This window comes from Photorhabdus heterorhabditis (genome assembly GCF_018448905.1).
In the GTDB taxonomy this organism is placed as follows: domain Bacteria; phylum Pseudomonadota; class Gammaproteobacteria; order Enterobacterales; family Enterobacteriaceae; genus Photorhabdus; species Photorhabdus heterorhabditis.
The window spans coordinates 12,814-27,740 of sequence record NZ_RCWA01000012.1 but is presented as its reverse complement, the minus strand read 5'-3'; the positions used below and the strand labels follow the sequence as shown (position 1 = coordinate 27,740).

Sequence of the window (14,927 nt, the reverse complement as noted above, 5' to 3'; positions counted from 1 at the left end):
TTCCAGTAAGTATTATTAGGATGACCATAAGCAATGAACAGAGACAGTTCTCAGAAACCTAAGCATACAGGTAATACATGAGTCCCAAATAAATTGCTTCACTAATTTCTAATAACCCGGAGAAATGAAATGAAAATACTTCTTACTCTCTTATTGGCAAGTACTACTCAATTCGGTCTTGTACATTTAGCCAATGCAGAATCAACGCTTGATAAGATTAAATCAACTGGTGTATTCAGAATTGCAACCGAAGGGGCTTACTCACCATTCACCTATCACGATGCTTCAGACGTTTTGACAGGCTTCGATGTTGATATCGGTCGTGAAATTGCACGGCGTTTAAATGTAGAACCGGCATTTATCGAAGGAAAATGGGATGGACTTATTGCCGGACTGGATGCTGGACGTTCTGATGCTGTAATTAATCAAATTGCAATTACACCTGAACGCAAGAAAAAATATGATTTTTCCATTCCATATATCACATCTCAAGCCATACTTATCACCCATAAAGATAACAACAGCATAAAAACATTTAGCGACTTACGAGGCAAAACCTCAGCACATACTCTGACCAACAACTTCGCCCAAATTGCAAGACATAACGGCGCGGAAATCATCGGCACGAATGGATTTAGCCAAGAAATCGAATTGGTTAGTACCCGCAGAGCCGATGCCACAATCAACGATAACCTACCTTATCTGGATTATAAGAGGCACAAACCAAATGCACCGGTGAAAATTGTAGCTTCTGATCCCAACGCAATTCAGACAGCCATTTTGCTCCGCAAAGGAGAGCCAGATCTGAAAACAGCTATCGATCAAGCAATAACTGATATCAAAGCCGATGGCACCTACCAGCGCATCTGGGTTCAGTACTTTGGCACCAATACTCGTGAATAAGTGAAACATCTCTTACTCAAATGTCCCCGTTCCTTCAAAATCGGATACAAATTCTGACCTGGGGACTTTATCGTTAATCCCGTTTAATCGCACAATCAGCGAATATTTTAACCAAAAATAAAATATATTAATTTATGCAAATTCATTGATATATACCCAATAGATTTCAAGATGCATCGCAACGGTAAGAGAGCGTATCCCCGGGAGCATAGATAACTCTGTGACCGGGGTGAGTGAGTGCAGCCAACAAAGAGGCAACTTGAAAGATAACAGGTATATCAAAAATCCAATATGATATAACTTTATTTTATATATATAAACGACCAGCTTGCCATATGATATTTTCAAAATTACATATAAATATATTCTTATATTACACACAATAGGGAAAATATATGGAACCATCCTGGTTCAATTTAGTACTCGATTCTTTTTGGCCTATGCTCTATGCAGGCTTTACTTTCACTATTCCACTCACTCTTATTACCTTTACTCTTGGTATTATACTGGGCTTTATCGTTGCACTAATCCGGCTTTACGGGCCGAAACCCTTTGTTGCCATTGCCAAATTCTACGTATGGCTGATCCGTGGTACGCCGTTGCTTGTACAACTGTTTCTTATTTTTTATGCTCTACCTAGTGTTGGTATTACACTAGGTGCATTTACTTCAGCCGTTATCGGTTTCACCCTGAATATCGGTGCCTATACATCTGAGGTAATCCGCGCTACTTTATTATCTGTACCAAAAGGACAGTGGGAAGCTGCTTACTCCATCGGTATGAGCTGGACACAAGCGTTACGCCGGATCATTCTGCCTCAGGCCGCGAGAATCGCCATTCCACCGCTCTCAAACACATTTATTTCACTGGTGAAAGATACTTCGCTGGCCTCAGTAATCACAGTACCGGAGCTGTTCCTTGCTGCACAACGTATTGCTGCGGTGACTTATCAACCTCTCATTCTTTACACCGAAGCTGCAATAATTTATCTGATAATCAGTTCAGTATTATCATCATTACAAGCCCGTCTGGAAAAGAAGTTTTCGCAAAAGAGCGATACAAAGGAATTAGAAAATGATACAGCTCAACGGCATTGAGAAAAGTTTTAACGGGCAAAAGATCCTGAAAAATATCGATCTTACTATTGAGGAAGGCAGCCTTACCGCATTAATCGGCCCATCAGGAAGCGGCAAAAGCACGCTGTTACGCTGTATCAACTTATTAGAAATTCCTCAGGCAGGGAAGCTCCAAATTGGCAATGAAAGCATGACCTTCATTGGTAAAGAGCGAATTGCTCACAAGGACGTACAACGGATTCGCCAGCAAACCGGTATGGTGTTTCAAAACTTTCAGCTTTTCCCTCACCTCACCGTCATTGAAAACATTATGGAAGGGCTGATCTGGGTTCAGAAATGGTCACATGAACAAGCAAAAAAGCGAGCGCTTGAACTGCTGGAAAAGGTTGGCATGTCACACAAAGCTGATGCCTTACCTGCCACACTATCCGGTGGTCAACAACAGCGTGTCGCGATTGCCAGGGCGCTGGCACCTTCTCCCAAAGTGTTATTGTGCGACGAGCCAACTTCCGCGCTCGATCCAGAATTATCTCTGGAAGTTGTAGCTGTATTGAAACAATTAGCCAAAGAAGGAACCACGATGTTAATGGCTACACACGATCTACGTCTGGCTGCAAACCTAGCTTACAACGTCATATTCTTAGAATCTGGAGAAATTGTCGAATCGGGAACGTCGAAAACTATTTTTACTCGTGCCCTTAAACAACGTACCGTCGAATTTGTTTCGACCTTAACGAATACCTTACCGGATTGGGAGATATAACCCACCGTTAACAACACCTTGTCATCATTGATCCTTACAACAACCAATGATGATCAGATAAATAAATTTTTTGGTCGCCTGGAGAAACAAAATGAAAGTGTTCCTTACCGCATTATTAGCTGGTGTCATTCAATTCAGCATCGTACATTCTGCCAGTGCAGAATCTAGCCTTGATAAGATTCAATCAACGGGTGTGCTCAAAATCGCTACCGAAGGAACCTATCCACCATTTACCTATCACGACGCTTCAGGAACTTTAACCGGTTTTGATGTTGAGATTGGTCGCGAAATCGCCCATCGTCTAAATGTCAAAGCCGAGTTCACTGAAGGAAAATGGGATGGCCTGATTGCCGGACTGGATGCCAAACGCTACGACGCCGTACTCAACCAAGTCGCTATTACACCAGAGCGTAAGAAGAAATATGACTTTTCCACTCCGTATATTATCTCCAAAGCCGTACTTATCACCCGCAAAAACAATGGCAGTATCAAGACATTTAGTGACCTGAAAGGTAAAACATCAAGCCATAGCTTAACCAGCAACTATGCACAGTTAGCAAAACGTTTTGGTGCGGAAATCGTCCCTACCGAAGGATTTAATCAGGCAATCGATCTGGTTGCTACAGGTAGGGCTGATGCAACCATCAATGATAATCTGTCCTATCTGGATTTTAAAAAACACAAACCTAATGCACCGGTAAAAGTTGTCGCATCTGAACCCAATGGTGATCAAGTCGGTATTCTCATCCGTAAAGGCGAACCAGAATTACAAACCGCTATCGATAAAGCGTTAACCGACATTAAAGCTGATGGCACTTACCTGCAAATTTCTACTAAATATTTCGGTACCGACGTTTCCAAATAAGAAAGTGACCCTCTTTTCTTTCAAGAGATGGTTTCTCTTAATACCTGGAAGTAGCGAAAGTCTGACACAGAATTCTGAACACATTCAGCCATGCAACGGAAGCGTTCAGAATTCTGCACTTCTATTTATTAAATTACGCTGAATTTCACCACTGATAATATTTCATTTGATCCTTACTTAAAATCTATTCCTTTTGGAAAGTATTGTCTGATGAAACTATTGATATTCTCATTTATCCTTCTTTCCCATCGATGATAGAATTTTAGGCTATAATTTCAATCTGGTTTCTCACCTCATTCAAGGTCACAAAAACATTATCAGCTAAAACAGTCCAGTATCTGAATTAACCACCTGAATTATGTGTAAAAAATTATCATTTCCAGACTGGATTAAAATAATCTTCCCCAGAACAATACCATTAATATTTACTTTAAAATATTAAAACCGGCATCTTCAAGTTGAATGGGTATAAATAATAACGAAAACCTTATCAAAAACACTTCCTCAATTAATCATTGGCGGCTTATTACAATTTATTATCATTCCATTATTATGGATGGAAAATAATATATAACATTGCTGAATCAACTAATCATAACTTTATATTTGAAATTCGCATCGATATTTGAGAGTATCCTTCGCGCATGCATTATGGATGAAAAAATTTAATTAATAGGCGTAAGTTTCATCCATAAATATTATCTTTAATAAATAGTACTTGGGAGCTAATAATATATTTCAGGAGCAAAAATTTTTGGTTCCTAAAGAAGGGTAGTTGCTCTACCTCCCTTCTGATATCACTCAAAATAAATTATGGAATAGTTTAAAATTAAGCGGAGATAAATGTGAAACCCTTATCTCAATTTCATCGTTATAAGAGGTAAATATAATGCGAGTTCATTATTTTAATATTATTACTAGAGGAGATAAGTATAATGCGAAACCATTATCCTAATATTATTATTGGTGGCGGTCCTGCTGGGCTAAATATGGCCCTTGAATTTAGTAAACGCGGTATTGAATATCTCTTACTTGAAGCAAACGAGACTGTTGGTGGTCAGTGGGATAGATTTCCTGTATGTGGAGAGTTGATCTCGCTCAACAAAAAATATGTTCCCGGAGACAATCATACCTATCGGATGCGTTATGACTGGCACACTCTCAGCACTATTAACGCGGAAGATGTGGTGAATGATCCAAAACTTCAATTTACAGAATGGACATCAGCACATTGGCCATCAGCAAGAATTTATAAAGAATATCTAAAATACGTAGCCGATAAAATGGGGCTCGTAAAGTGTATACGCACCAATATGCGCGTTCGGCGTATAATGAAAGAGAATGAACATTTTATTATCGAGATTTCTGATTCTCTGTCCATCTCAGCAGATCGAATATTTTGTGCTACCGGCGTATCAAAGCCAATTATGCCAGATATTAAAGGGCTTAATGCTGAAACCTGTACCCTTTACGAGAACTTCGATCCAAATACCGCTGCTGAGCGCTATAAAAATAAAATCGTGATGGTACTTGGACGAGGTAACTCTGCTTTCGAAATTGCACACCACCTTATCGATATCACAGCTGAAACGCGGGTTGTCACGAGATCATTACCTCTGTTCGCCCGGCAGACTCACAACGTGCATGATTTGCGTGCTCAAGTCTCAGATGTTTTCGATTTGATGCAACTCAAGTCCAACAACAATATTGTCAGTGACCGCATTGTTGAAATTCGGCGAATCGCTAGTGGGAAGCATAAAGGACAATTATTGGTCAGCTACGAGACACCTTGCCCGCATTGGTCTCCGCCAAGATGGATGAAACGCACAGGCATCGTTGACGATGTGATTGTATGCTGTGGATTCAACTATACCTTATCAGATATTTTCGACATGAATACTGTTCGACCAGATGTTGACGAAAAAGGCAAATACTGTTTGCTCACATCAAGTTGGGAGTCAGTGAACGTACCAGGGCTCTATTTTATTGGTACCTCTATGCGAGTCAATGATCCAGATGCAGCCTCCGGTTTTGTACATGGTTTCCGATGTAATATTCAAGCGCTTGGAAATATCATTGCTGAGAAATATCACGGCATAGCTCTCAAGCCAATATTTGAATGCAGAGTACCTCTTGATAACCCTTCTGACGCGCTGGTATCTCTCTCCAAGTTTCTCGTAGACCTTGTCAGTACAAGCATGCCACTATTTGAGCTTTTCAGCTATTTCGGAAACGTAGTCACATTTGAAGAATGTCATGATGAAGGTGTTATACACGCGCACGTATGGCCTTCGTTTTCGCGAGAATATAACAACGAGCGTTGGGGAGATAAACAAAATCGCCTTGAGATAGTATTTGAGTATGGATTCTATCGGTATGGCAATGGCGAACTCCCGACACATTACTTTACGTTACCAGCCGATCATTTCGACACTTCCCAAAGTGCTTATATCCACCCTGTGTTTCATGTTTTCCGCGAAGGTGTAGAAGTGAACGCCTTCCATATGCAAGAGAGTCTTATTGGCCGTTGGGACCTTGATGACTATGTAGATGCCGAAACCAATGTTGATCAGTACAGGAACGTCGCTTTCAATGCTTGCGCCTGTGCACTTGACATTGAAGAGCGCAGAAGCATGTTGCCAGTGCTTGATGAGTTTGTCGAGAAGTGCTATCCCCTCATGAGCGAGGAGGAGATTGCAGAAGCGCTGCGGATTCAACCAACCCTGGCATTGCTTGCCAAGCAGTCATGATTGTATTGTACTAGATGTGTACAACGAAATTTAACTAACACGGCAGGGACAGGATAGCGATTTTTATCTAAAAATTCATGTCCCTGCGCCAGATAGCGAAGGTTACCTTATGTTCACAAATTTTACGACACTTCAAGGTCTGTTAGGACTCATGCTGACTAGCTCAATACTAATCGCTGTTCCTGGCCCAAGTATCATGTTTATTGTGGGACAGGCGGTGTCAGTAGGACGGACCAACGCATTACGTGGTGTGATTGGAAATGCAATCGGAACCTATTGCGTTGCTGTGATCCTTGCCTTGGGAATTGGCTCTTTGCTCATACAATCCAGCACTGCTTTGATGGTCATTCGTTTGCTGGGTGCTATTGCCTTACTAGTCATCGGTGTTCAATATCTTTTTTTTTCAAGGCCGCTGCGAGTTGGCGAGAATGTTAGCTCCAAGAAAAATAAACAAACATTGGCGCTAGGAATAATCGTTGGTGCAACGAATCCGAAGGCATTGATTATGTTTGGTACGATAGTTCCAAGCTTTTTAACCGAAGGAATAGACAGCCCTATTTTATCCCTGCTCAGTTTTTCATTGATACCGATTGGCTTAGGCTTGGTGATAGATACAGCATGGGTCGCTGCCGCTCATGCGGTGAGCTCGCGCGCATCTTTTACTGAAAAAAGAATGAGGCTAGTGAACATACTAGGTGGAGGGATGATAATCATAATGGCTGTTTTCTTAGTCATGGGAGCTCTACTTTGAAAAATCAGCAGATATTAACGTTCAATTGAAATATAAATTCCTATAAAAAGGAAATAAGAATTAACCACGCTTTAAATTAATAAAGGGCAACTTACAGACTGGAAACCTGTAAGCTAGACCCTCTATTACTTCTTACCTCAATACCTTAATGAAGCCTATCTCCTCCTTGCTCCGGTAGATCGTCTTCATCATCTTCATCATCATCTTGTGCGTCAGGATCTTCAAAGTAAGTACCCCAACCATCATAATTGACACCGATTTTTTCGGCCAGATTCATCAGTTGTTCAACCTGGGTATCGATCAGTTCTGCACTTAACCCACATTCACTAATAACATCACAACACATAAGAATAGTGCCATCCTCAACCTCCAATTCTTCTGCATCAGTTACTTCATAACCTAGCTTAAAGGCTTCGACAGCAGCTTTTTCCAACAGATTAAAATCTTCTGCAGAAAAGTGGTGTTCAATGGCATAAAGCGCATCTGGGTCACTACCATCTTCCAATAATTCTTCAATAATAAGGCGCGTTTCTTCACGTTGTTCTTCTAAGTCTTTTTGATTTGCCATACCCAATATCCTCAATCAGTTGGCCGTCCCAACTTTCATTCTCCCACACCACAGTCAGCCTAACCACTGTTTACATCAAAGAAATCTAACACGGAGTTGAAATTGAATTTTTATAGATATAAATTGAATACAAATGCAAAAATAAATGCAGAGGTACTCAACAATGAATCCGTTCTATCAACGTAATTTACTAAGGTTACTTGATTTTTCTTCAGCAGAAATCCCCGCTTTTCTGAAGCTGGCAGCTGAATTAAAATCGACTAAAAAATCCGGCACAGAAAAAGCTCTGCTAACAGGTAAAAATATTGTGCTAATCTTCGAAAAGAATTCCACCCGCACGCGCTGTTCATTTGAAGTAGCTGCTTATGACCAAGGGGCAAATATCACTTATCTTGGCTCTAGTGGTAATCAAATTGGTCATAAAGAATCAATTAAAGATACCGCCCGTATACTTGGTCGCATATATGACGGTATTCAATATCGTGGCTATGCTCAGAAAGTAGTTGAAACGCTGGCAGAACACGCTGGCATCCCCGTATGGAACGGCCTGACGAATGAATTTCATCCTACCCAGTTACTGGCAGATCTACTCACTATCCAAGAGCATCAACCTGAGAAACCGCTGTCAGAAATCAAATTCGCCTATTTAGGTGATGCCCGTAATAATATGGGCAATAGCATGCTAGAAGCTGCAGCACTGACAGGTATGGATGTTCGACTGGTCGCTCCTGAAGAGTACTGGCCAGATGCAACACTAGTTGCTGAATGCCAAAAACTGGCTGAAAAAACCGGCGGTAAAATTACTCTAACTGAAAATATCGCGGAAGGTGTTAAAGATGCTGATTTTCTTTACACCGATGTCTGGGTTTCGATGGGAGAGCCAAAAGAAGTTTGGCAACAACGAATTAGCCTACTGAAACCTTATCAGGTCAATATGGATATGGTGAAAATGACAGGTAATCCGCAGGTAAAATTCCTGCACTGCTTGCCTGCATTCCATGATGAAGAAACGACGTTAGGTAAGCAACTGGCAGACAAATTTGATATGTATGGCGGACTGGAAGTCACCAATGAAGTTTTTGAATCAGAACACAGTATTGTATTTGATCAGGCAGAAAATCGCCTACATACCATTAAAGCGGTAATGGTAGCAACACTAGCAAAGGATTTAAAAATCTGATTACTTAAGGTATCTGTAGGATTATGTCTATAAAGACGTGATGCTGCCAATACCATTTTTCTTCCTGCGATACTTGCTGTAAGATTTTTCACGAGTATAATGCGCCGCAATTTGCCGGGAGAAATCATGAAAAACAGCGCTTATTTTCGTCAAGCTAAAGTGCGAGTGCAACTGCCTAAAGGCAGCCAGCAACCATTGTTTTTCCCGCCGCTAAACCGATCATTTAATGCCCCTCATTGAGGGGCTTTTTTTTGCCCGGCAATCAATTGATAATCGCTACACCCGGATGTCAGCATTAGAGGAGAGTGAAAAATGGCTAATCCGTTATATCGCAAACATATCATCTCAATAAATGATCTGAGCCGCGAAGATCTGGAATTGGTATTGCAGACTGCTGCCGCACTAAAAGCCAGACCACAGCCTGAATTACTGAAACACAAGGTTATCGCCAGTTGTTTCTTTGAAGCCTCTACTCGTACTCGCCTCTCTTTTGAAACAGCAATTCACCGTCTTGGTGCTTCAGTTGTTGGTTTTTCAGATAGTAGTAACACTTCCCTAGGCAAGAAAGGAGAAACACTGGCAGATACCATTTCCGTTATCAGCCAGTATGTTGACGCTATCGTGATGCGCCATCCACAAGAAGGTGCACCACGTTTGGCTTCTGAATTTTCCAGTAATACTCCAATCATCAATGCCGGTGATGGCGCTAATCAGCACCCGACTCAAACCTTACTGGACTTGTTCACTATTCAAGAAACCCAGAAACGGCTGGACAGTCTGAATATCGCCATGGTTGGTGACCTAAAATATGGCCGCACCGTCCATTCGCTGTCACAAGCGCTGGCAAAATTTAATGGCAACCATTTCTATTTTATCGCCCCAGAAGCACTGGCAATGCCAAACCATATTCTTCATATGCTGAATGAAAAAGGTTCTACTTATAGCTTGCATACTAATATTGAAGAAGTCTTGCCAGAGCTGGATATTCTTTACATGACTCGTGTACAAAAAGAACGCCTTGATCCATCCGAATATGCCAATGTAAAAGCACAATTTATTCTACGTGCCACTGATCTGACGGGAGCGAAAGAAAACCTTAAAGTTCTACATCCATTGCCACGTATTGATGAAATTACTGTCGATGTAGATAAAACTCCCCATGCTTATTATTTCCAACAAGCAGAAAATGGCATTTATGCTCGTCAGGCACTATTATCTTTAGTTTTAAATGAATGATTAAAAAAGAAAATACTTTTTAATCCGCGAACATAACTGGTTATTACTTTCTTTCTAACATGGAATGCGTGTCGATTCTTAACCATTACCTGGAGGGTGAATACAGACAAATTGTCACCAAAATGTATTCATAAAAACACTATGACCCAAGATCATAAATTACAAGTCGAAGCCATTAAATGTGGTACAGTGATTGACCATATCCCAGCTCAGGTAGGCTTCAAATTACTTTCTCTGTTTAAACTGACTGAAACTGATCAACGTATCACCATCGGCCTGAACCTGCCTTCCAATCAATTAGGTAAAAAAGATCTCATCAAAATCGAAAATACATTCCTTACAGAGCAACAAGCTAACCAGCTGGCTATGTATGCACCGAACGCAACGGTGAACTGTATTGAAAACTATGAAGTCGTCAAGAAACTGCCAATTAACTTGCCTGAACGCATTGATTGCGTGCTAGTCTGCCCGAATAGCAACTGTATTAGCCACAATGAGCCTGTAGAAAGTAGTTTTCGGGTCAAAGTCACATCCGAAGACGTGGTGCTAACCTGCAAATACTGTGAGAAAGAGTTCGACCGCAACGTGGTAATACTCAACGATTAAACGATCTATGCCAGTTGCTGAGGCAGATACGGGAACTATAATAGTACCTTTGGTAAAACATTTATTCAGTTATCACATTAACAGGAGAACCTATGTCATACGAGATTAATACCAATAAAGCCCCTGCTGCAATTGGTCCATATGTTCAGGGTGTTGATCTAGGCAGCATGATAATCACTTCCGGGCAGATCCCGGTAAATCCAGAAACAGGTGATGTAGCAGAAGATATTGCTGCTCAAGCTCGTCAATCACTGGAAAACGTTAAAGCTATCGTTGAGAAAGCAGGTTTGACTGTAGGTGACATTGTTAAAACAACCGTTTTCGTTAAGGACTTAAATGACTTCGGCACTGTTAACTCTACCTATGAAGCATTCTTCAAAGAACATAATGCCTCTTTTCCAGCACGTTCCTGTGTTGAAGTAGCCCGTCTACCAAAAGACGTTAAAATCGAAATTGAAGCTATCGCGATTCGTAGATAATCTCCCAGTTCCACTGTTGTAAACCTTTAGTTAGTCGCTAGCTAAAGGTTTTTGCTTTTCTCTACCCTCCAAATATAGCTGACTCTTCCTTGTCTTAGATCAAATCAAGTCGTTATTATTTTGCTTCAATTTACTATATGTTGTGTTTAAATATAAAGCACGATCTACATATAGAGTTATTCATATTTAAGTTAAATACCCGAACGGGTATTGTCGATACCTATGGATAACATTTTCAAGGAGCCATATTGTGAAAACTGTTGTGATAAAACGAGATGGTCATCAAGCACCATTTGATGAAGCCCGTATCAGAGATGCCATAAAACGGGCCGCTTCTGCTGCTGGCGTCACAGATGATAAATATTGTGCTCAAGTTGCATCCGCAGTAACGCAATTAATGGCTAATTACAAACAAGTTGATATATGGGATATTCAAAACGCAGTAGAAAATCAATTAATGGCGGGCAACTATAAGCACCTAGCTCGTCTCTATATTGAATATCGTCATGACAGGGACATTGCCCGAGAGTTACATAGCCGTCTTAATCAGGAAATCCGTGGCTTAGTTGAGCAAAGTAATATTTCCCTGCTCAACGAGAATGCCAATAAAGATAGTAAAGTTATCCCCACTCAACGCGATCTGTTGGCAGGAATTGTTGCCAAACATTATGCCAAACAACATATTCTGCCTCGTAATGTGGTATTAGCTCACGAAAGAGGTGAACTCCACTATCACGATCTCGATTATTCACCCTTTTTCCCGATGTTTAACTGTATGTTGATCGACCTGAACGGCATGCTGACCAACGGGTTCAAAATGGGTAACGCTGAAATAGAACCGCCAAAATCCATTTCAACCGCAACAGCGGTAACGGCTCAGATTATTGCTCAGGTTGCCAGCCATATTTATGGTGGTACCACAATTAACCGTATAGATGAAGTGTTAGCACCATTTGTTAAAGCGAGCTATGACAAACACTTAGCCATCGCTACAGAATGGGATATTGCCGATAAAAAATCCTACGCTGAAACACAAACCCAAAAAGAGTGTTACAACGCTTTTCAGTCACTGGAATACGAAGTTAATACTCTGCATACCACCAACGGACAAACACCTTTTGTCACTTTTGGCTTTGGTCTTGGTACTTCAAAAGAATCCCGCCTAATCCAAGAATCTATTCTACGTAACCGCATTGCTGGTTTAGGTAAGAACCACAAAACAGCAATATTCCCCAAACTAGTATTTGCTATCCGCGACGGTCTGAATCATAAGTCTGGTGATCCTAATTACGATATCAAACAACTGGCCCTGAAATGCGCGAGTAAGCGGATGTATCCTGATATTCTTAACTACGATCAGGTTGTTAAAATCACGGGCTCCTTTAAAACCCCAATGGGCTGCCGCAGTTTCCTCAATGTTTACCAAGAAAATGGGAAGCAAATTCATGAAGGACGCAATAACCTAGGAGTTATCAGCCTAAACCTGCCCCGTATTGCCATCGAAGCCAGAGGAGATGAAAAACATTTCTGGCAATTACTAGATGAACGTCTGATTCTGGCGAAGCAAGCATTGATGACTCGTATTGCCCGTCTGGAAGGGGTCAAAGCACGAGTTGCTCCAATCCTTTATATGGAAGGTGCCTGCGGAGTTCGCTTGAAAGCAGATGATAATATTGCTGAAATCTTTAAGCATGGCAGAGCTTCTATCTCTTTGGGCTATATTGGCATTCATGAAACCATTAATGCATTGTATGGCGATCAGGTTCATCTATTTGATGATCAACAATTACGTGCAAAGGCTATCTCAATTATTAACCATCTGCGAAAAGCAACTGATCAATGGAAGAAAGAAACCGGTTATGGTTTCAGCCTATACAGTACACCAAGTGAAAATCTATGTGACCGTTTCTGCCGCCTTGATACCGCTGAATTTGGTGTTATCAAAGGCGTGACAGACAAAGGCTATTACACCAACAGTTTTCATTTAGATGTTGAAAAGAAGGTCAATCCTTACGATAAACTGGATTTTGAAGCACCTTACCCACCACTGGCAAATGGCGGTTTTATCTGTTATGGCGAATATCCTAACCTACAACATAATTTAAAAGCACTGGAAGATGTCTGGGATTACAGCTATTTATGTGTCCCTTATTATGGAACCAATACACCCATTGACGAATGCTATGACTGCGGATTTACCGGTGAATTCTCCTGTACCAGCAAAGGGTTTACCTGCCCTCGTTGTGGCAATCATGAACCTTCAAGAGTATCAGTAACCCGCCGCGTCTGCGGTTATTTGGGGAGTCCTGACGCTCGTCCATTCAACGCAGGTAAACAGGAAGAAGTAAAACGCAGGGTAAAACATCTGACAAATGGGCGGTTAGGCTAATTAAAACAGGCTAAGAAAGTGAATTATCACCAATATTACTCCGTTGATGTAGTTAACGGTCCCGGAACTCGTTGTACGCTATTCGTCGCGGGATGCGAACATCAATGTCCCGGTTGTTATAACAAAAGCACCTGGCGAGTGAATTCTGGTCACCCATTTACACAGGAAATAGAAGACCGTATTATCGCCGATTTACAGGATAGCCGTATTAAACGACAAGGGTTATCTCTGTCTGGCGGCGATCCTCTGCATAGACATAACATACCAGCAATCCTGAAATTGGTAAGACGGGTCAAGGCAGAATGTCCTGAAAAGGACATCTGGATCTGGACTGGCTATCGGTTAGATGACCTTAATGAAGCTCAACAGGAAATTGTCAGCTATATTAATGTGCTCGTGGACGGAAAATTTGTACAAGCACTTTATGATCCCGGTTTACTGTGGCGTGGCAGTTACAACCAGATTATTCATAAATTAAGATAATTTCATCGTTGCCAGCAGATTTTCTTACCAAATCCCAGCGTATTATCAGTCATCTTTATTTCACTAAGATTCAGCTGCCAGACAGGTGTTTTAGCAGCAATGGCCACTGGAAAGCGGCGACAATAACGTGCTCTGGCCGCTTTATCTTTTTCACCTTCAAGACGAATGACCTCCCCTTTGAACTGAATACCTTTTATCTGTGCAATATTACGAATCTGTCCTGCAACAGTACCTGCAACCTGTGGATTTATTTGCATCATTTCACCATGCCGAGTATGGGATTCAGTCATAAACAAAAAGGCTATCTTATCCGCATCAAAAACATAGAAACAACTCGCACACCAAATATCGTCATCGGCGGCGGTACAAAGCGTAAGGACATGCTGTCTTGCGAGGTATTGACGAATAAGATGAAAGTTTTCAGTGGTATTCACACTCCCTCCAATGGAAGGATTTTATCTGCCCGGATACCCAGAACCACGCCCGGATAAACATCATCCTGCGGCGTGTTCTGATATCTCCTGACAAAATCAGGGTTCAGTATGCTCTACTATAAATTAGTTATAGATTTCAGCAACACCTGACAATTGGTTCTTACCACTAGCAGAGATAATACGGAAAGAAGATGCGCCAGCTTTGTCAGCTTTTTTGGACAACTCGGCACTCAGGCTTTCCAGGGTATCAGCTCCCGTGACAGAAACCACACCAACTTTAGGAGATGAAGAAGATTGGACCTCAGTTGCCGCCATACTACCAAAAGAGATAGCACTTAAAGTTAAAACAGCAGCAATATATTTTACATTTTTCATAACATGATCCTTGATCAATTTTTAAGGGGACAGATCACTCTCTGTGACGTGGATCATATTATGCTCTAA

Annotated in this window: 15 protein-coding genes; 12 read left to right on the top strand and 3 right to left on the bottom strand. The window is 41.3% G+C overall.

Features of this window, described 5'->3' with window-relative positions:
- Window positions 1-129: 129 nt before the first annotated feature.
- From EAE89_RS09695 to EAE89_RS09670, 6 genes are all read left to right on the top strand, one after another.
- Entirely contained in the window at window positions 130-903 is a 774-nt protein-coding gene (locus EAE89_RS09695) for an amino acid ABC transporter substrate-binding protein (RefSeq protein WP_054478819.1), read from the top strand.
- A 395-nt stretch (window positions 904-1,298) separates the two neighbouring features.
- Complete coding sequence (locus tag EAE89_RS09690; protein ID WP_054478817.1) at window positions 1,299-2,000, top strand: amino acid ABC transporter permease; 702 nt, start codon at window positions 1,299-1,301, stop codon at window positions 1,998-2,000.
- On the top strand, window positions 1,978-2,742 hold the full coding sequence (locus tag EAE89_RS09685) for an amino acid ABC transporter ATP-binding protein (protein WP_054478815.1): 765 nt from the start codon (window positions 1,978-1,980) through the stop codon (window positions 2,740-2,742). The genes EAE89_RS09690 and EAE89_RS09685 overlap by 23 nt, the downstream gene beginning before the upstream one ends.
- A 91-nt stretch (window positions 2,743-2,833) precedes the next feature.
- Window positions 2,834-3,607, top strand: coding sequence for an amino acid ABC transporter substrate-binding protein (locus EAE89_RS09680; RefSeq protein WP_149616710.1), 774 nt, complete (start codon window positions 2,834-2,836; stop codon window positions 3,605-3,607).
- Window positions 3,608-4,542: 935 nt separating this feature from the next.
- Window positions 4,543-6,357: an NAD(P)-binding domain-containing protein gene (locus EAE89_RS09675; RefSeq protein WP_054478811.1), complete on the top strand. Its 1,815-nt coding sequence runs from the start codon at window positions 4,543-4,545 to the stop codon at window positions 6,355-6,357.
- A 109-nt stretch (window positions 6,358-6,466) separates the two neighbouring features.
- Window positions 6,467-7,108 (top strand): LysE family translocator, encoded by a 642-nt coding sequence (locus EAE89_RS09670; protein ID WP_054478809.1) that lies wholly within the window; start codon window positions 6,467-6,469, stop codon window positions 7,106-7,108.
- 145 nt (window positions 7,109-7,253) lie between these two features.
- On the opposite strand, the gene rraB is transcribed toward EAE89_RS09670, so the two are convergent.
- A complete protein-coding gene (gene rraB / locus EAE89_RS09665) occupies window positions 7,254-7,676 on the bottom strand; it encodes a ribonuclease E inhibitor RraB (protein ID WP_054478807.1) in 423 nt (140 codons plus the stop codon).
- A 163-nt stretch (window positions 7,677-7,839) separates the two neighbouring features.
- Here rraB and argF point away from each other — a divergent pair, with 163 nt between their 5' ends.
- From argF to nrdG, 6 genes are all read left to right on the top strand, one after another.
- A complete protein-coding gene (gene argF, locus EAE89_RS09660) occupies window positions 7,840-8,856 on the top strand; it encodes an ornithine carbamoyltransferase (protein WP_054478806.1) in 1,017 nt (338 codons plus the stop codon).
- 312 nt (window positions 8,857-9,168) lie between these two features.
- On the top strand, window positions 9,169-10,092 hold the full coding sequence (gene pyrB / locus EAE89_RS09650) for an aspartate carbamoyltransferase (RefSeq protein ID WP_054478804.1): 924 nt from the start codon (window positions 9,169-9,171) through the stop codon (window positions 10,090-10,092).
- Between the two features lie 141 nt (window positions 10,093-10,233).
- Entirely contained in the window at window positions 10,234-10,698 is a 465-nt protein-coding gene (gene pyrI / locus EAE89_RS09645) for an aspartate carbamoyltransferase regulatory subunit (RefSeq protein ID WP_054478868.1), read from the top strand.
- A gap of 92 nt (window positions 10,699-10,790) precedes the next feature.
- Window positions 10,791-11,177 (top strand): 2-iminobutanoate/2-iminopropanoate deaminase, encoded by a 387-nt coding sequence (gene ridA, locus EAE89_RS09640; RefSeq protein WP_054478802.1) that lies wholly within the window; start codon window positions 10,791-10,793, stop codon window positions 11,175-11,177.
- Between the two features lie 250 nt (window positions 11,178-11,427).
- The gene (gene nrdD / locus EAE89_RS09635) at window positions 11,428-13,566 is read left to right on the top strand and encodes an anaerobic ribonucleoside-triphosphate reductase (RefSeq protein WP_054478800.1); all 2,139 of its coding nucleotides are present in this window, start codon (window positions 11,428-11,430) and stop codon (window positions 13,564-13,566) included.
- Between the two features lie 18 nt (window positions 13,567-13,584).
- Window positions 13,585-14,049, top strand: a complete 465-nt coding sequence (gene nrdG, locus EAE89_RS09630) for an anaerobic ribonucleoside-triphosphate reductase-activating protein (protein WP_054478798.1) — start codon at window positions 13,585-13,587, stop codon at window positions 14,047-14,049.
- A gap of 2 nt (window positions 14,050-14,051) precedes the next feature.
- Here nrdG and EAE89_RS09625 read toward each other — a convergent pair whose 3' ends face one another.
- Window positions 14,052-14,483: a YhbP family protein gene (locus tag EAE89_RS09625; RefSeq protein WP_054478796.1), complete on the bottom strand. Its 432-nt coding sequence runs from the start codon at window positions 14,481-14,483 to the stop codon at window positions 14,052-14,054.
- 123 nt (window positions 14,484-14,606) lie between these two features.
- Window positions 14,607-14,858 carry a multiple stress resistance protein BhsA gene (gene bhsA / locus EAE89_RS09620; RefSeq protein WP_214085725.1) on the bottom strand — a complete coding sequence of 84 codons (252 nt, stop codon included), beginning with the start codon at window positions 14,856-14,858 and terminating at the stop codon, window positions 14,607-14,609.
- Window positions 14,859-14,927 lie beyond the last annotated feature (69 nt).